Origin of the sequence: Pseudomonas sp. Root569 (assembly GCF_001427465.1) — a bacterium.
Taxonomy (GTDB): domain Bacteria; phylum Pseudomonadota; class Gammaproteobacteria; order Pseudomonadales; family Pseudomonadaceae; genus Aquipseudomonas; species Aquipseudomonas synxantha.
This window is the reverse complement of sequence record NZ_LMGQ01000027.1, coordinates 278,197-295,062: the sequence shown is the minus strand read 5'-3', so window position 1 is coordinate 295,062 and position 16,866 is coordinate 278,197. Positions and strand designations below refer to the sequence as shown.

Here is a 16,866-nt window from a genome sequence, read left to right as displayed (position 1 = left end):
CTGTCGCTGCCGGAGGAGTTTTTCGAAGCGCTGCATGAAGGCTCGCGCTCCACACGGATTGAACATGTGGATTCGGCCTTACTGGCGGTGGTCAACGATGTGGTGTTCAACTTCAGCAGCATGGTCTCGTCGGATATTTCCACGCTGTGGGTGTGTGCCCGCAGCCGCTTGCTGGTCAGTGCGCGCCTGCAACCGTTGCACTCAGTGGATAAATTGCGCTCGTCGGTGAAAGCCGGTGAACACTTTCGCTCGCCCCTGGAACTGCTGGTGCACCTGCTGCGWGACCAAGGCGAAGTGCTGACCCAGATCGTGCGCAAGACCAGTATCAGCGTCGACCATATCGAAGATCAGTTGCTGTCTTCGCGCCTATCTACCAATCGCGCCGAACTGGGCGCCGCACGCCGGGTGCTGGTACGCCTGCAACGCCTGCTGGCGCTGGAACCGGGCTCGCTGCTGCGCCTGCTCAACCGCCCGCCGCAATGGCTGCAAAAGGAAGACGTGAAGGAGTTGCGCAAATCCACCGAGGAATTTGCGCTGATCATCAACGACNTGCTGCGCCTGCTCAACCGCCCGCCGCAATGGCTGCAAAAGGAAGACGTGAAGGAGTTGCGCAAATCCACCGAGGAATTTGCGCTGATCATCAACGACCTGACGGCCCTGGGCGAACGCATCAAGCTGTTGCAGGAGGAAATCGCCGCCAACCTCAATGAGCAAAGCAACCGCACGCTGTTCACTCTGACGGTGGTRACGGTGCTGGCGYTGCCGATCAATATCATCGCCGGCTTTTTTGGCATGAATGTGGGTGGGGTGCCGCTGTCCCAAGACCCGGAAGGTTTCTGGATATTGGTTGCGCTGGTCGCGACTTTTACCTTGATTGCCGGGCGCCGTGCCGTCCTCGTGGATCAGGGTGTCGAGGTCCAGCTCCTGCAGTTCGCACCAGTCGTAGACGTCTTNTTTGGCATGAATGTGGGTGGGGTGCCGCTGTCCCAAGACCCGGAAGGTTTCTGGATATTGGTTGCGCTGGTCGCGACTTTTACCTTGATTGCCGGGCGTTGGGCGTTCCGAAAACGCAAAGACTACTGACCTGAAATGCGGTCAAAATGTGGGAGGGGGCTTGCTCCCGATAGCGGTGGGTCCGTCAATAATTTATTAACTGACACTGCGCCATCGGGAGCAAGCCCCCTCCCACATTGGTTCTTCTGCGTTTGGTAGACCGGCGGTGCACTCAATTTTCGAAAACACTGACCTGCCGCAGCATCGCTGTAATATTTTGCAATGATCATTAAGGCCATCCTCCTCACACTGGATGCTCCGGCATGGCCACCCCTTCCCTGACTGCCTCCCCCCACGCTTCACCCTCCTCCAAACCCCGGCTGGACACAAAACCAGGCTTGTTGACGGTGATCATGTTCTTCGCCGTACTTGCCATGGGTCTGTTGTTCACCGCTTACAGCCTGATGCACGATATGCACGAAATGGGCGCCCAGCTCACTACCTGGACGCCGTTCCTGTTGCTCGGCGTGGCGCTGTTGATCGCCTTGGGTTTTGAATTCGTCAACGGTTTCCACGACACCGCCAATGCGGTGGCGACGGTGATCTACACCAACTCGTTGCCGCCGCAGTTTGCGGTGGTGTGGTCGGGCTTTTTCAACTTTCTCGGAGTGTTGCTTTCCAGTGGCGCGGTGGCGTTCGGCATCATTGCCCTGCTGCCGGTGGAGCTGATTCTGCAGGTGGGTTCCTCCGCCGGTTTCGCCATGATCTTCGCCTTACTGATCGCCGCGATCCTGTGGAACCTGGGCACCTGGTGGCTGGGGCTGCCGGCCTCGTCGTCCCACACCCTGATCGGCTCGATCATCGGCGTCGGCGTGGCCAATGCCCTGATGCACGGGCGCGACGGCACCAGCGGTGTGGATTGGAGCCAGGCGATCAAGATCGGCTATGCCTTGCTGTTGTCGCCGTTGATCGGCTTCGCGTTTGCCGCCTTGCTGTTACTGGCCCTGCGCGCCTTCGTGAAAAACCGCGCGCTGTACAAGGCACCCAAAGGCGACACGCCGCCGCCCTGGTGGATTCGCGGCATGCTGATCGCCACCTGCACTGGTGTGTCGTTCGCCCACGGCTCCAACGATGGGCAAAAAGGCATGGGCCTGATCATGCTGATCCTGGTGGGCACTTTGCCGATGGCCTACGCGCTGAACCGCACCATGCCGGCCGACCAGTCGCTGCAGTTCGCAGCGGTCGCGGAAGTCACTCAGGTTGCACTGGTCAAAGCAGCACCGCAGCCGGCAACGGGTGACTCTCGCGCCACCTTGTCGACCTACGTGCGCACCAAGGAAGCCACGCCGGAACTGGTGCCCGCCCTCGCCGCCCTCACCGGCCATATCGGCGAAGAAGTGAAAAGCTATGGCTCCCTCGCCGCCGTACCGGCCGAAGCCGTCGGCAACGTGCGTAACGACATGTACCTGACCAGCGAAACCATTCGCCTGATGGACAAAGGCAAGGTCGGCAACTTCGACGCCGATACCCAAGGCAAGCTGCAACTGTTCAAGCAACAGATCGACAACGCCACGCGCTTTATCCCGCTGTGGGTGAAGATCGCCGTGGCCATTGCCCTGGGCCTGGGCACCATGGTCGGCTGGCGGCGCATCGTGGTGACGGTGGGCGAGAAGATCGGCAAGACCCACCTGACTTACGCCCAGGGCGCGTCGGCCGAGACGGTGGCGATGCTCACCATCGGCGCGGCGGATATGTTCGGGCTGCCGGTATCGACAACCCATGTGCTGTCTTCGGGTGTGGCCGGAACGATGGTGGCAAACGGCGGGGGGTTGCAGATGAAGACCATCCGCAATTTGCTGATGGCGTGGGTGCTGACCTTGCCGGCGGCGATTTTACTGTCGGGTAGCCTGTACTGGCTGTTCACCCAACTGTTCTGACACACACAGAAGGTCAAAATGTGGGGGGCTTGCTCTCTGTAGGAGCGAGCTCGCTCGCGAAAAACGCCAACGATAACGCGTGTTTTCTGAATGAACACGGCAACTGTGAGTTTTTCGCGAGCAAGCTCGCTCCTACAGGTAGTAGGGCGTGCCCCCCCTTGGTTTTGTGCTTCTTCAGGGTGTAAAGAGTCCAGCCATCGCCTTCAGGCGCTTCTTGTAGACCCGCCGCGCCTCCAACGCTTGCTCCAGTGTCACCGCCACAAACCCCGCCCGCTGGTTAGGCTGCATCTGCCCGATCAAATCCAGGTCGGCGCTGATCACCGTGCCAATCATCGCGTAGCCACCGCCCGACACCGCATCGCGGTGCAGCACAATGGGTTCAAGCCCAGCAGGCACTTGAATCGAGCCAATCGGGTAGCAACTGTCGACGATGTTCGATGGGTCGGAACCGGCGCCAAACGGCTGCTCCCGCGGCTGAAAACTCAACGCGCTGCCGCCCTTGAAGCGATAGCCAATGCGATCCGCCTCAGAGCCGACCGTCCACGGTTCGGCAAAAAAACTGCTTTTCGCCCCGTCGGTCAAACGCTCGTAATACAGGCCCGGCACCACGCGCAAGGTCACATCGCCGCCCACCGAACGACGCAACGCCATCGGCAAGCTGTTACCCGCACGTCCATTACCGCTGGCCGTGCCGATGGGCAACTGATCACCCTCCTGCAAGCGCCGCCCGTGAAACCCACCGAGTGCGCCAAGGGTATAAGTGGAGCGACTGCCGAGCACCAACGGCACATCGATGCCTCCGGCAACGGCGAGGTAAGTACGCGCGCCGGCCTTGGGAAAATCAAAGCGCAGCACCTGCCCGGCGCGCACCTCGAAGGCGGTGTCCTGGTGCACCACTTCACCGTCCAGGCGCGGCGACATCAAGGCGCCGCTCAACGCCACCAACGCGTCCTGCTGAAACTCCAGCTCAGGCCCGATCAGCGTGCATTCCAGGCCAGCCGCGCCCACGGGGTTACCCACCAGGTGGTTGGCCGCGCTCAACGCGTACTGATCCAGCGCCCCCGAGGGCGGAATGCCCAGGTGGTAATAGCCTTCGCGGCCGAGGTCCTGCACAGAGGTGGCGAGGCCGGGTTTGAGGACCTTGATCATGCCAGCGCCTCCTGCAGGGTTTTCGGATAGCCGATGGGGTCGGCAATAAACGCATCGAGGGAAAACTCCACCGGGCGGATGCGCAAATCGAAACGCCCTGCTTCCACCTCGGCGACGGCCAGGTCGTAAGCCTCACGGTCCATCGGCTTGAACTGCACGATATCGCCGGGCCGGAAAAACACCATGTGTTCCTTGAGGTACGCCAGTTGCTGGGCCGGGTCGTAGATCGGTGCAGGGGTGACGCCAAACATCTGGTAGCCCCCCGCGCCGCGCACCGAGTAGATACACCCAAAGCAGCCGCCATGGCCCAGGGTCAACTTGGGCGTGTCGGTGCGTGGCCGCAAATACTTGGGCACTTGCAATTGTCGCTCGCGCTCGACCATTTGGAACATGAACGGCAAGCCCGCGACAAAGCCGACCATCGACACAAACCACGGTGCGCCACTGTGGGCGGCGATAAACGCGTCCACGTCGGCCAGGCCATTGATGCGTGCGGCGTACTCCAGGTCGGTGCTGCTGGGGTCTTGGTGGCGGTCACGAAAGCGCATCAGGGTTTCGTGGGTCCAGGGGTCGTTATAGAGCACCGGGATTTCGATGATGCGCGTGTGCAAAGTGCGCTCGGTCACGGCCTGGGCCTCGGCGCTTTGTACCGCGTCGAGCAGTACATGGGGCGCGATGCGGTCGGGGTCAAAACGAATCTGGAACGATGCATTGGCCAGGCACACATCCAGCACGCCTTCCAGTGCCATACGCTCCACGGCGCGGGTTACCGCCATGCCCTTGAAAAAGGCCTGCAGGGACATGCTGTCGCTGACCTCGGCAAACAGGTGTTCATCAGCGCCGAAGCTGTAGCGGATGGGGGACATTTCAGCCATGTCTGTTCCTCTTGGAATCATTGTAGAAAGGCAGGCAAAAAAGTGATGAGGCGTTCTTATTGGGGTGGCCTGACGTCGATGCCCGTACGGTCCAAGACTTCTCGGGTCGCTTCCACAAGTTCCAGGGCACCTGGGGTGTCGCTGTGCAGGCAGATGGAGTCGAATTCGATGAACAGGTCTTCGCCTTCCACGGTACGTACAAGCCCGGTCTGACAGGCACGCAGGACACGCGCTGCGACAGTGGCAGGGTCCAGCGCCCGAACCTGGCGGGTAAAGACGATGGAGCCGCTCAAATCGTACTCACGGTCGGCATAGAACTCGCGTACCACAGGCTGGCCCAGTTCCTTGGCAATGCGCCAGATCACCGAGTTGGGCATGCAATACAGCAACAGCGTCGGCTCGAGGATCTGCAGGTTCTGCACCAGCAGCCGTGCGGCTTCTTCATCGCGAGCCAGGTGCATGTAGAGCGCGCCGTGGGGCTTGATATGTTGCAAGTGGACGCCTTGGGCACGAGCAATTTCGCGCAGGGCGCCGAGCTGGTAGAGCATGTCGTCCACCAACTCCTGGGCCGGTGCATTGATATGCCGACGACCGAAACCCACCAGGTCACGAAAGCCCGGGTGCGCGCCGATGGCCACCCCCAGTTGCTTGGCGCGCTCGACGGTGCGGCGCATGGTGCCGGGATCGCCGGCGTGAAAGCCGGTGGCGATGTTGGCCGAGCTGATATAGGCCATCAGTTCTGCATCCACGCCGTCGCCGATGCTCCAGGGGCCAAAGCCTTCGCCCATGTCCGAATTGAAATCCACTGCCTGCATCGAGGTTGCTCCGCCAAAGGTGATGCCAGGAAAGTAGGCTGGGGCTTGACCCCTTGGGAAGATCTATTATCAGATGACCCATCTTCTGAAAATCAGATATCACCCATGTCCCTCACCTTGCGCCAGGTTCGCTACTTCGTCGCCACTGCGGAAATTGGCCAGATTTCCCAGGCGGCGATTCACTTGAATATTTCCCAGTCGGCGGTGACCACGGCGATCAAGGAGCTGGAAGCCATGCTTGGCGTACAGTTGTTCGTGCGCTCGGCCCAGGGCATGAACCTCACCGACGCCGGGCGGCATTTTCTCAACCGCGCCTACGTGATTGTGCGCAGCGTGGATGATGCCCTCAACAGCCCGTTACCGGACTACCGCGCCAGCGGCGTATTGCGCGTAGCGGCCAGCTACACGGTGCTGGGTTATTTCCTGCCGCACCATTTGCAGCGCATGGAACATTGGCATCCGGACGTGACCATCGAAGTGTTCGAGCAGGAACGCCAGGCCATCGAACACGGCCTGCTTGACGGCCAGTTCGACATGGCCGTGGTGCTCACCGCCAACCTCACCCACGCGGATATCGTCTCTGAAATCCTGTTCAACTCCGAACGCCGCCTATGGCTGCCCAGCCATCACCCATTGTGCGAACGCGGTGCCGTGAGCCTGGCGGATGTGGCGCAAGAACCGTACATCCTGCTGACCGTCGATGAGGCCGAACACAGCGCCATGCGCTATTGGGAACAGGCCGGGCAAACACCCAAGGTGCGCCTGCGCACCAGCTCTGTAGAGGCGGTACGCAGCATGGTTGCCAATGGCAGCGGCGTGGCGATCCTGTCGGACCTGGTACACCGGCCCTGGTCCCTGGAAGGCAAGCGTATCGAGACACTGACCGTGACCGACCCGGTGACGCCCATGAGCGTCGGCCTGGCCTGGCACCGCGAGCGCGCATTCACCCCGGCGATGCAGGCGTTCCGCGATTACTTCCACGATGCATTCCTGGCGCCGCAGCAGTTGTCGGCGCGCCGTTAAAGATGGGCTTGCAGGGTGGCAGTCAGCCAGTCCATGAACACCCGCACCCGCAGCGGCAAATGCCGCTGGCCGGCGTACAGTAAATACACGTCCAGAGGCGGTGCCTGGTAATCCGGCAGCACCGCCACCAAGTCGCCGCTGGCCAATAGATCGCGGATCCCCAGTTGGGGCACCTGGGTAATGCCAAACCCACCCAGGCACGCCGACTGGTACGCATCGGTGCTGTTGACGGTCACCCTTCCTGCCATCGGCAACCGTTGCACCTTGTTGCCCACCATGTATTCAAACCCTGCCGAGCGTGCGCCCAGGGGCCGTACGTAATGCACCAACTGGTGATTTGCCAGGTCAGCCAGAGTCTGCGGCACGCCATAACGTTGCAGGTACACCGGGCTCACGCAGTTGACCATCGGCATGCTGCACACCCGTCGCGCCACCACGGTTTGATCGGGCTGGGCCCCGACGCGCACAACACAGTCGAAACCTTCGGCGATCAGGTCCACCTGGCGATCCGAGCCGCTGATCTCCATGTCGATAAGAGGATGGCGTGCCATGAACGTGGGCAAGTTCGGCAGGATCAAGCCCCGCGCCATGACATTGGGCATGTCTACCCGTATGCGCCCGGCCAATTGGGCTTCGTCCTGGCGGAACAAACCTTCCAGCTCTTCCATATGCGCCAGCAGATCCTTGCTGCGCTCGTACAACACACGACCATCCTGGGTCGCCTGCACCTTGCGTGTGGTGCGTTGCAGCAGCCGCGCACCGAGCAGTTCCTCCAACGCCTGCACGTGCTCAGACACCGTAGAGCGCGGCAGGCCCAGGCTCTGGCCGGCCTGGGTAAAACTCGACAACTCAGTGACGCGCACGAAGGTGCGCAGTAACTCAAGCTTGTTCATGGGATTGTTCGCCTTATCCGGCCAGTGATTCCGATATCCGCCTGTTTATCACGTTATGGCCGGACAAATACACTCAGTCCCACTGACCCCACCTGAGGACTGCACCATGACCCGTAAAATCGCACTTATTACCGGCGCCAGCCGCGGCCTGGGCAAAAGCGCCGCACTGCACCTGGCTGCGCAAGGCGTAGACATCATCGGCACTTACCACAGCGCAGCGGCCGAAGCCCAAGCGGTGATTGCCCAAGTGCAGGCATTGGGTGGCCGCGCCGCCATGCTGCAACTGGACGTCAGCCAAAGCGCAGGCTTCGATGGCTTCGTCGCCCAGGTCGGCGCGCTGCTCAAGGAGGTTTTCGCCCAGGATCACTTCAACTTCCTGATCAACAACGCCGGGATCGGTGCCCACGCCAGCTTTACCGAGACCACCGAAGCACAGTTCGACCAGTTGGTGGCGATCCACTTGAAGGCGCCGTTTTTCCTCACGCAGAAACTGCTGCCGCTGATCAGCGATGGTGGGCGCATCATCAATATTTCCAGCGGCCTGGCGCGGTTCAGCCTGCCGGGCTATGCCGCGTACGCGTCGATGAAGGGCGCCATTGAAGTGCTGTCGCGCTACCAGGCCAAGGAGCTGGGCCCACGCGGTATTACCGTGAACACCCTGGCACCGGGCGCGATTGCCACTGACTTCGGCGGCGGCGCAGTGCGCGATAACACCGATCTGAATACGATGGTCGCCAACAATACCGCCCTGGGCCGTGTCGGCTTGCCGGACGATATTGGCGGGGCGATTTCGAGCTTGCTGGCCGATGGCAGCAACTGGATCACCGGCCAGCGGATCGAGGCGTCGGGGGGGATGTTCCTGTAGGCAGCGGCGCCTATTGGGTGACTGGGGTTTTGTTGACGATTTTTTCACGCAGTACGTCATAACCCCAGTGATACACATAGGTATACGGCAGGAAGAACAACAGCACGCCGATGTCGAGTATGAACGCCTCCAGCAGGCTGATCTTCATCAAGGCGGCAATCAACGGCACCGCCATCAGAATCAGGCCGCCTTCGAACAGCAGCGCGTGCACCACCCGGGTCCACCCGTCGTTGGCCAGCTGCAAGCGTGTTCTGAGGCGGTCGAACAGGCTGTTGAAAATAACGTTCCAGCTCAGGGCCAGCAGGCTGATGCCCAGGGTCACGGCGCCCATCTCCAGCGCCGGCCTGCCGGTGATCCACACCAGCAACGGCGTACAGATCAACAAGGCCAGCCCTTCGAACCCAAGGGCTTGTAAAACACGTTCAGTAATGGATTTGGTAGGGTTCATGACCCGGCTCCGTGAGTGACGAGGGTTGCCATGATCAGGCTTCGACTCGATACTTCATAACCAATAACCATCGATCAAGGCGATAGTCATGGCGTCCCATGAAGTGCTCCAGGCGTTCGTCCAGGCCGCAACCCAAGGTTCGTTTTCCGCCGCGGCGCGCAAGCTGGGCAAGAGCCAGTCCACCGTCAGCGCGGCGGTGGCCAGCCTTGAGATAGACTTGGATGTAGTGCTGTTTGACCGCAGCAGCCGCAAACCGACCTTGACCCCGGCAGGCCATGTACTGCTGCAACGCGCCGAGCAGGTGCTGGAGGCCAGCAGCCGCCTGGAATTGACGGCGAGCCAATTGGCCACGGGGTTGGAACCGAAGCTGACCATCGCCATGTCAGACACCTACCAATCGCAGCGCTTCGAAACCACCATCATCGCGTTTGCCGAACGTTATCCGGACCTGGAACTGGAATGGCTGATTGCCGAGTGCGATGACCTGATCGACCTTGTACAAAGTGGCCGAGCGCAAATCGCATTTATCGAGCAGCAGGAGGAGTACCCGCCGGACTTGACCCATTCGCCGGTCGAGGAACGTACCGAAACGGCCCTGTTCGTTTCCCCCCAGCATGCCTTGGCCAGGCTGGAAAAGGTTGACCAGCAGGCATTGAAACAGCATCGGGAATTGCGCCTGGCGAGCATCGTCAAACCCTATGACAATCGCGCTGCCGGGCGGGTCTGGTCGGCAGCCAGTTACCTGATGCTGATGGAAATGGCGCAGTTGGGTTTCGGCTGGGCGCCCCTGCCACGCTGGCTGGTGGAACGTTTTGGCAATGGCAGCCTGCAGGAACTGAGGGTGCGTGGCTGGCCGCGGTCGGTGACGGTGGATGCGTTGTGGTCGCGCCAGCATCCGCCGGGGCCGGCGGGGAGTTGGTTGCTGGGGCAGATGCTCGAATGAGCCAGTGAGAACAATGAAGCCCCCTCCCACATTTGGAGCTTCATTGTCTGGGGGATTTGAGTTCGGTCAGGCGTCGCTCCAGGAAGCGTTTTTCCGGGGTTTGCTGGGTCAGCGACAGGGCTTTTTCGTAAGCTGCACGGGCCTCTCCAACCCGTCCCAACTGCCGGCAGAATTCCCCCCGCGCCGAATGCGCCAAGTGGTAATCCTGCAACTCACCGCGTTGCAAAATGCTGTCCACCAATGTCAATCCAGCCGTCGGTCCCTGTTCCATCGCCACCGCTACCGCACGGTTCAACTCGACCACCGGCGATGGCATGGCCCTGAGCAATACATCGTAGAGCCCGACAATCTGCCGCCAATCAGTCTGCTCGGCACTCGGCGCCTCGGCGTGCACCGCCGCAATCGCTGCTTGCAGGCAATATGGCCCGAAGCGTCGCGTGGTCAGCGCCTGCTCCACCAATGCGCAGCCTTCAGCCATCAAGGACGTATCCCACAGCCCACGATCCTGAGCATCCAACAGCACCAATTCACCATTGGCCGAGGTGCGTGCCGGGCGGCGCGATTCGTGCAGCAACATCAACGCCAGCAAGCCCATGACTTCCGGCTCCGGTAGCAACTCCATCAGCAAGCGGCCCAGGCGAATGGCCTCCGCGGTCAAGTCTTCACGGGTGAGATCGGTGCCTGTGGAGGCCGAGTAGCCTTCGTTGAACACCAGGTAAATCACCCGCAGCACGCTGTCCAGGCGCTCGGGCAACTCGGCACGGGACGGCACTTGATAGGGGATTTTCGCTTCACGGATCTTGCCCTTGGCACGCACGATGCGCTGGGCGATGGTGGTGGGTGTGGCGAGAAACGCGTGGGCAATGGCCTCGGTACTCAGGTCGCAGATCTCGCGCAAGGTCAGCGCCGCCTGGGCATCGGGCGCCAACGCCGGGTGGCAGCAGGTGAAGATCAGGCGCAGGCGATCGTCTTCCACGTCTTCATCACTCCACTGCGCCGCTTCCAGTGTGTCGGCCTGCTCTTGCAGCAACGGGGTAAACCGCGCCTGGCGACGTAGACGGTCGATGGCTTTGAAGCGACCGGTTGATACCAGCCAGGCCCGTGGATTATCCGGCACACCGTCCTCGGGCCAGCGCTGCACGGCGACGAAAAATGCCTCGTGCAGCGCCTCTTCGGCCAGGTCGAAATCACCCAGCACACGAATCAGCGTTGCAAGCACACGCCGTGACTCGCTGCGGTAAACCGCTTCGACCTGGCCATTGAGCGTCATTAAGCTAGTTTCAATTCACGTACGGGGCGTACTTCCACACTGCCGACCCGGGCTGCCGGGATGCCGCCGGCTACCTGGAGCGCTTCGTTGAGGTCCCTGGCTTCGATCAGGTAGAAGCCGGCGAGCTGCTCCTTGGTTTCGGCAAATGGCCCGTCGGTGATCGACACCTTGCCATTGCGCATGCGCACGGTGGTGGCAGTATTGACCGGCTGCAGCGGCTCGGCGGCGAGCATGCGTCCGCTGGCCTGGACGGCCTCGGCGTAGGCAAGACACTCCGGGTCCTTGGGGCTGTCGGGCGAGGTGTGTAACAGCTGTTCGTCGCTGTAGATCAGGCACAGGTATTTCATGATGTTCTCCGTTTTCGGCCTGCTGACTATAGTTCGCAGTGCTCAAGGTTTCAGGTCGAACAGCGCCGTGCCGCTTTGCATATCGAACGGCGTCGACCAGTGCTCATGCACCACTTTCCATTGGCCATCGATACGCTGGTAAGCGGCGGTGACGCGCATCCAGCAGGTCTTGAGTACACCATCCGGACCGGTGCCACCGCAGTGCGCCAGCCAGTGTGCGAAGGCGCTGTCCTGGGCCTGGTTGATGCGCAACTCATGAAACTCAAAAACGCCTGGGCCCGGGCAATGTTCCATGCACGTCTTCCAGTGTGCACGATAGGCCTCCCTGCCCTTGAATTGCAGCGCGCCAACCGCATCGAATGCGACGATATCGTCGGCGTAAAAGCTGACAATCTTGTCGATATCCTGGGATACCACGGCTTGTTTCCATTGCTCGATCAGGGTGTTGATTGCAGTACTCATGGCGATGACTCCTGGGTTGTAAAATCACGGAAGACACCCTTAGTCGAACGGCCTTGTGGCAAATCGACAGGCCATGGAAAAATAATTTACCCCGCCACAAACCCGATAGACTGCAGCCTTCATTGCAGCCGTTCGGATAATCCGATGCAAACCCGCCTTGTTGCCTATGAGGCGCTCAATGCTGTGCAACAACAGCAAGTCAGCGCCATCGAAGTTCATCCTGAACAACTGCCGTTTTGCGGCGATATGTATTGCGCCCTCAATACGCTGCTGGTCAACCCGAGCCCTGGCGTCAAAGGTTTTGCGCTGTTGGCCGATGATATCCCCGTGGCCTTTCTCCTACTCAAGCGCCCACCCTGCCTGCCCCATTGGGCCGATGAACACTGCGCCACACTGCATGCGTTGCAAGTAGATCGGCATCAGCAAGGGCGTGGGTTCGGCAAGGCGTGTTTGCAGGCACTGCCAACCCTGGCGCTTGAGGTGTGGCCGCAGATCAAAGGGTTGGAGTTGTCTGTGGACACGCACAACCCGGCGGCAATGGGGCTGTATCTGGGGGCTGGATGGGTGGACAGCGGCGAAGCGTACAAGGGACAGGTTGGGTATGAGCGCCGGTTGAGTTGGATCTTCAATTCATAACGGTAATGTCACGCAAACACGACGTTGACGCGTGCCTGTCGTGTTTACATGACATCGGCGAGCGTCAGCCCCGCTCTCCAACCGGCAACCAGATCTCCACCGCTCCCGTGCCCTTTCTCGCGTCAAAATCTGCGCTATAGCGCTCGAAATCCGCGCCCATCACCTTGTAACCCGAGTGCGGCAGCCATTCGAACATAATGCGCTCGTAGGTTTGCTCAAGCGCCTGCACCGGCCCGTAATGCGGGAACACCGCATAGTTGAGCGGCGGGATTTCGATGAACTCAAAGTTGCTCGGCACATCGCCCTTGCCTGGGACTTCTACCCCGGCCATGTAATCAAACTCGCCGTGGTGGGGGTTGTGGCAAACGCCGTAGGTCACGCCGCCAACGCGCTTCTTGATGTCTTTAATGCACGTGTCAAACAACTCCCATAACTTGGGGATATCGCCCACGGTGGCCTTCGAATAACGCCCTTGTACACCGGCGATCACCAGGGCTTTGCCGGCTTCCATGCGTGGCTCCAACGGTTGTTTTGTCTGCTGATCCATACGAACAGTCTCCTTCTTATGAGGGAACAAACCCGCATCGAGTATAGGGGCATATCCCGGTCGCGCTCCATGTACAATTTTTTCCCGCGCCATCTGGACAACACGCCATCATCGCCCGTATTGTCTGCCCCGCAGGCCACCGCAGTGGCCGACGTCGCTCGGACGGTTCCGGGCGCTTACGTACTCTCGAGGCAACAATGGCCGACCAAGGTTCGCCGCGCCGCTTTGCGCGCATAGATCGACTCCCCCCTTACGTTTTCAATATCACTGCCGAGCTGAAGATGGCTGCGCGTCGGCGCGGCGAAGACATCATCGACTTGAGCATGGGTAACCCCGACGGCGCCACGCCACCGCACATTGTGGAAAAAATGGTCACCGTCGCCCAGCGTGAAGACACCCACGGCTACTCCACCTCCAAAGGCATCCCGCGCCTGCGCCGGGCGATTTCGCGCTGGTACAAGGACCGTTATGAAGTGGATATCGACCCCGAGTCGGAAGCCATCGTCACCATCGGTTCCAAAGAGGGTCTGGCGCACCTGATGCTGGCCACCCTGGACCAGGGCGACACCGTGTTGGTGCCCAACCCCAGCTACCCGATTCATATCTACGGTGCCGTGATTGCCGGCGCCCAGGTACGTTCGGTGCCGCTGGTGCCGGGCGTGGACTTCTTCGATGAGCTGGAACGGGCGATTCGTGGCTCGATCCCCAAGCCGAAGATGATGATCCTCGGTTTCCCGTCCAACCCCACCGCGCAGTGCGTGGAGCTGGATTTCTTCGAACGGGTCATCGCCCTGGCCAAACAGTACGACGTGCTCGTGGTTCACGACCTGGCCTACGCCGACATCGTCTACGACGGCTGGAAAGCCCCGTCGATCATGCAAGTGCCGGGCGCCAAGGACATCGCGGTGGAGTTTTTCACCCTGTCCAAGAGCTACAACATGGCCGGATGGCGCATCGGGTTCATGGTGGGCAACCCGGAACTGGTCAACGCCTTGGCGCGGATCAAGAGCTACCATGACTACGGCACCTTCACCCCGCTGCAGGTGGCGGCGATTGCGGCGCTGGAAGGCGACCAGCAGTGCGTCAAGGACATCGCCGAACAGTATCGCCAGCGCCGCAATGTGCTGGTCAAGGGGCTGCATGAACTGGGCTGGATGGTGGAGAACCCGAAGGCGTCGATGTATGTCTGGGCGAAGATTCCCGAGCAGTACGCCGCCATGGGCTCGCTGGAATTTGCCAAGAAACTGCTGCTGGAGGCCAAGGTGTGTGTATCGCCTGGGATTGGCTTTGGCGAGTATGGCGATGATCACGTGCGCTTTGCGCTGATCGAAAACCAGGACCGGATCCGCCAGGCAGTGCGGGGGATTCGTGGCATGTTCAGGGCGGATGGGCTAGTACCCAAAGCCAGCGTCTAACTCGGTCAAAATGTGGGAGGGGGCTTGCTCCCGATAGCAGTGGTTCAGTCGATACATCTGGTGACTGATCCACCGCCATCGGGAGCAAGCCCCCTCCCACATTTGATTGGGTTTTCACCCCAGACTGTGCGGTGTGGCTTACACCACCAACGACAGCAACATGATGAAGATCAGCGCCACGATCGACAGAATGGTCTCCATCGCCGTCCAGGTCTTGAACGTCTCGGCCACGGTCATGTTGAAGTACTGCTTGACCAGCCAGAACCCGGCATCGTTGACGTGCGACAGGATCAACGACCCCGCCCCCGTCGCCAGCACCAGCAACTCGCGGTTAACCCCCGGGATCATCCCCACCACCGGCACCACAATGCCCGCGCCGGTAATGGTCGCGACGGTCGCTGAGCCCGTGGCAATCCGAATCACCGCCGCCACCAGCCATGCTAGCAGGATCGGGTTGATCTGCGCGTTCACCGCCATATGACCGATCACGTCACCTACGCCGCTCGTGACCAGCATCTGCTTGAAACCACCACCGGCACCGATGATCAGGATGATCGCGGCGGTCGGCGCAAGACTGGCGTCGAGCAGCTTGAGGATCTGCTTGGAATGGATGCCCTGGCGATGGCCAAAGGTGTACAGCGACAACAACAAGGCCAGCAACAGCGCGGTGATCGGGTGGCCGATCATGTCCATCCAGTTGCGCACCACATTGCCTTCGGCAAAGGCGATGTCGGCGAAGGTTTTCAGCAGCATCAGGAACACCGGCAGCAGCACGGTGACCAGGGTGATGCTGAAGCTCGGCAGGTTTTTGTTTTCAGGCTCGCGGGCCAGTTGATCGACCAGCTCCTGGGACGGGTTGCCCGGGATGTACTTGGCGATAAAAGTACCGAAGATCGGGCCGGCGATGATGGCCGTCGGCAGCGCAACAATCAGGCCGTACAGGATGGTCTTGCCGATGTCCGCACCGAACACGCCAATAGCCAGCAACGGGCCCGGGTGCGGCGGCACCAGGCCGTGCACCGCCGAGAGGCCGGCGAGCAGCGGGATACCGATCTTAATCAGCGACACACCGGTACGCCGCGCCACGATAAACACCAGCGGGATCAGCAATACAAAGCCGATCTCGAAGAACAGCGGGATGCCCACCAGGAACGCGGCGAACATCATGGCCCACTGAACCTTCTCTTTGCCGAAGGCGCGGATCAGGGTCTGGGCGATCTGGTCGGCACCGCCGGATTCGGCCATCATCTTGCCGAGCATCGTGCCCAGCGCGAGGATGATGCCGACAAAGCCGAGCACCCCGCCGAAACCGTCCTGGAATGCCTTGATGATCTTGTCCACGGGCATGCCCGAGGTCAGGCCCAGGAAGCCGGCCGCGATGATCAGTGCAATGAACGGGTGCACCTTGAACTTGGTGATCAGAACGATCAACCCGATGATAGTGACCACTGCATCTAGCAGCAGGTAAGACTCGTGGGACATGCCAAACATGGGGGGTCTCTCCTGTTTGTTGTTGTTATTAAAGCGGGTGTTGAATTTCCTGCCGGGGATAGCGCTATCTTTTCCGGCAAAAAATTAATGAGTTGGTTCAAAGCCGTGCTTGAGCCACCAGGCGTTGGTCTGCTCGGCCAGTTCCTCAACGCTGTCTTCACTGGCGTTGAGCGCCAGGGTCAGCGGCTCGCCCTTGGGCGACTCCAGGGTGGCGAACTGGCTGTCGATCAGGCTGGCCGGCATGAAATGGCCGGGCCGGTGGGACACACGGTCGGCGGCGACTTCACGGGTCAGCTCCAGGAATACAAAGCCCAGGCCCGGCGCGGCTTCGCGCAGGTGGTCGCGGTATTTCTTTTTCAGGGCCGAACAGGTGAGCACCGGATGCTCGCCCGCCTTGAGCGAGCGGCGCAGTTCATCGCACAGGATGTCGAGCCAGCCGGCGCGGTCGTCGTCGTTAAGGGGGTGGCCGGCGCTCATCTTTTCGATGTTCGCGGCGGGGTGAAAGCTGTCGCCTTCAATGGCAGTGGCGCCGTTCAGGCGGCACAGGGCTTCGCTGACGCTGGACTTGCCACAGCCGGAAACACCCATGATGACCAGGGCGGTAACAGGTTGACTCATGAAACACCTCAGGACGCAGATAGCGCTACCTTTGCACAGCATAAGGCTAGTGCAAAAACAGGCTTTTCCCGCGCCGACTTGTCATTTTTATGGAGTGACGCGTGCATCTGCTCCAATCATTCGAACCGGATCAGGCAAC

The 16,866-nt window shown here is 60.7% G+C and carries 17 protein-coding genes and 2 pseudogenes; 8 read left to right on the top strand and 11 right to left on the bottom strand.

The window, feature by feature from the left end; all coding sequences use genetic code 11:
- The 3 genes and pseudogenes from ASD70_RS29655 to ASD70_RS24895 form a co-directional block, all read left to right on the top strand.
- Nucleotides 1–549: pseudogene (locus tag ASD70_RS29655) on the top strand (CorA family divalent cation transporter); the annotation flags it as partial.
- Nucleotide 550: 1 nt separating this feature from the next.
- Nucleotides 551–891 (top strand): annotated as a pseudogene (locus ASD70_RS29650) (CorA family divalent cation transporter); the annotation flags it as partial.
- A gap of 425 nt (nt 892–1,316) precedes the next feature.
- Nucleotides 1,317–2,930 carry an inorganic phosphate transporter gene (locus tag ASD70_RS24895; protein ID WP_046069219.1) on the top strand — a complete coding sequence of 538 codons (1,614 nt, stop codon included), beginning with the start codon at nt 1,317–1,319 and terminating at the stop codon, nt 2,928–2,930.
- 174 nt (nt 2,931–3,104) lie between these two features.
- On the opposite strand, the gene ASD70_RS24890 is transcribed toward ASD70_RS24895, so the two are convergent.
- From ASD70_RS24890 to ASD70_RS24880, 3 genes are read right to left on the bottom strand one after another with little or no spacing between them, the layout of a single operon-like run.
- Nucleotides 3,105–4,079 (bottom strand): biotin-dependent carboxyltransferase family protein, encoded by a 975-nt coding sequence (locus ASD70_RS24890; protein ID WP_056847675.1) that lies wholly within the window; start codon nt 4,077–4,079, stop codon nt 3,105–3,107.
- Nucleotides 4,076–4,954, bottom strand: a complete 879-nt coding sequence (locus tag ASD70_RS24885) for a 5-oxoprolinase subunit B family protein (RefSeq protein ID WP_056847674.1) — start codon at nt 4,952–4,954, stop codon at nt 4,076–4,078. The genes ASD70_RS24890 and ASD70_RS24885 overlap by 4 nt, the downstream gene beginning before the upstream one ends.
- Nucleotides 4,955–5,010: 56 nt before the next feature.
- Nucleotides 5,011–5,769, bottom strand: a complete 759-nt coding sequence (locus ASD70_RS24880; RefSeq protein WP_056847673.1) for a 5-oxoprolinase subunit PxpA — start codon at nt 5,767–5,769, stop codon at nt 5,011–5,013.
- Between the two features lie 105 nt (nt 5,770–5,874).
- Here ASD70_RS24880 and ASD70_RS24875 point away from each other — a divergent pair, with 105 nt between their 5' ends.
- Nucleotides 5,875–6,792: a LysR family transcriptional regulator gene (locus ASD70_RS24875; RefSeq protein ID WP_056847672.1), complete on the top strand. Its 918-nt coding sequence runs from the start codon at nt 5,875–5,877 to the stop codon at nt 6,790–6,792.
- Here the strand turns inward: ASD70_RS24875 and ASD70_RS24870 are convergent.
- Complete coding sequence (locus ASD70_RS24870; protein ID WP_056847671.1) at nt 6,789–7,685, bottom strand: LysR family transcriptional regulator; 897 nt, start codon at nt 7,683–7,685, stop codon at nt 6,789–6,791. The two genes, ASD70_RS24875 and ASD70_RS24870, sit on opposite strands and share 4 nt — an antisense overlap.
- 106 nt (nt 7,686–7,791) lie before the next feature.
- Here ASD70_RS24870 and ASD70_RS24865 point away from each other — a divergent pair, with 106 nt between their 5' ends.
- Complete coding sequence (locus tag ASD70_RS24865) at nt 7,792–8,550, top strand: SDR family NAD(P)-dependent oxidoreductase (protein ID WP_056847670.1); 759 nt, start codon at nt 7,792–7,794, stop codon at nt 8,548–8,550.
- Between the two features lie 10 nt (nt 8,551–8,560).
- Here ASD70_RS24865 and ASD70_RS24860 read toward each other — a convergent pair whose 3' ends face one another.
- A complete protein-coding gene (locus ASD70_RS24860) occupies nt 8,561–8,998 on the bottom strand; it encodes a multidrug/biocide efflux PACE transporter (protein ID WP_046069226.1) in 438 nt (145 codons plus the stop codon).
- Nucleotides 8,999–9,086: 88 nt separating this feature from the next.
- On the opposite strand from ASD70_RS24860, the gene ASD70_RS24855 reads away from it, so the two are divergent.
- Nucleotides 9,087–9,941 carry a LysR family transcriptional regulator gene (locus tag ASD70_RS24855; protein ID WP_056847669.1) on the top strand — a complete coding sequence of 285 codons (855 nt, stop codon included), beginning with the start codon at nt 9,087–9,089 and terminating at the stop codon, nt 9,939–9,941.
- A gap of 40 nt (nt 9,942–9,981) precedes the next feature.
- Here ASD70_RS24855 and ASD70_RS24850 read toward each other — a convergent pair whose 3' ends face one another.
- From ASD70_RS24850 to ASD70_RS24840, 3 genes are read right to left on the bottom strand one after another with little or no spacing between them, the layout of a single operon-like run.
- Complete coding sequence (locus ASD70_RS24850; RefSeq protein ID WP_056847668.1) at nt 9,982–11,211, bottom strand: RNA polymerase sigma factor; 1,230 nt, start codon at nt 11,209–11,211, stop codon at nt 9,982–9,984.
- Nucleotides 11,211–11,558 carry a YciI family protein gene (locus tag ASD70_RS24845; protein WP_046069229.1) on the bottom strand — a complete coding sequence of 116 codons (348 nt, stop codon included), beginning with the start codon at nt 11,556–11,558 and terminating at the stop codon, nt 11,211–11,213. Before ASD70_RS24845 ends, ASD70_RS24850 begins: the two co-directional genes overlap by 1 nt.
- 42 nt (nt 11,559–11,600) lie before the next feature.
- A complete protein-coding gene (locus tag ASD70_RS24840) occupies nt 11,601–12,020 on the bottom strand; it encodes a YybH family protein (RefSeq protein WP_056847667.1) in 420 nt (139 codons plus the stop codon).
- A 144-nt stretch (nt 12,021–12,164) separates the two neighbouring features.
- Here ASD70_RS24840 and ASD70_RS24835 point away from each other — a divergent pair, with 144 nt between their 5' ends.
- On the top strand, nt 12,165–12,656 hold the full coding sequence (locus ASD70_RS24835) for a GNAT family N-acetyltransferase (protein WP_046069231.1): 492 nt from the start codon (nt 12,165–12,167) through the stop codon (nt 12,654–12,656).
- A 64-nt stretch (nt 12,657–12,720) separates the two neighbouring features.
- Here ASD70_RS24835 and ASD70_RS24830 read toward each other — a convergent pair whose 3' ends face one another.
- Nucleotides 12,721–13,203 carry a GyrI-like domain-containing protein gene (locus tag ASD70_RS24830; protein ID WP_056847666.1) on the bottom strand — a complete coding sequence of 161 codons (483 nt, stop codon included), beginning with the start codon at nt 13,201–13,203 and terminating at the stop codon, nt 12,721–12,723.
- Between the two features lie 197 nt (nt 13,204–13,400).
- On the opposite strand from ASD70_RS24830, the gene alaC reads away from it, so the two are divergent.
- On the top strand, nt 13,401–14,618 hold the full coding sequence (alaC, locus tag ASD70_RS24825; protein WP_046069233.1) for an alanine transaminase: 1,218 nt from the start codon (nt 13,401–13,403) through the stop codon (nt 14,616–14,618).
- 138 nt (nt 14,619–14,756) lie between these two features.
- On the opposite strand, the gene ASD70_RS24820 is transcribed toward alaC, so the two are convergent.
- Together ASD70_RS24820 and ASD70_RS24815 are read right to left on the bottom strand one after the other, a co-directional pair.
- Nucleotides 14,757–16,109 (bottom strand): GntP family permease, encoded by a 1,353-nt coding sequence (locus ASD70_RS24820; protein WP_034115677.1) that lies wholly within the window; start codon nt 16,107–16,109, stop codon nt 14,757–14,759.
- 84 nt (nt 16,110–16,193) lie between these two features.
- Complete coding sequence (locus ASD70_RS24815) at nt 16,194–16,727, bottom strand: gluconokinase (RefSeq protein ID WP_043051282.1); 534 nt, start codon at nt 16,725–16,727, stop codon at nt 16,194–16,196.
- Between the last annotated feature and the right edge of the window lie 139 nt (nt 16,728–16,866).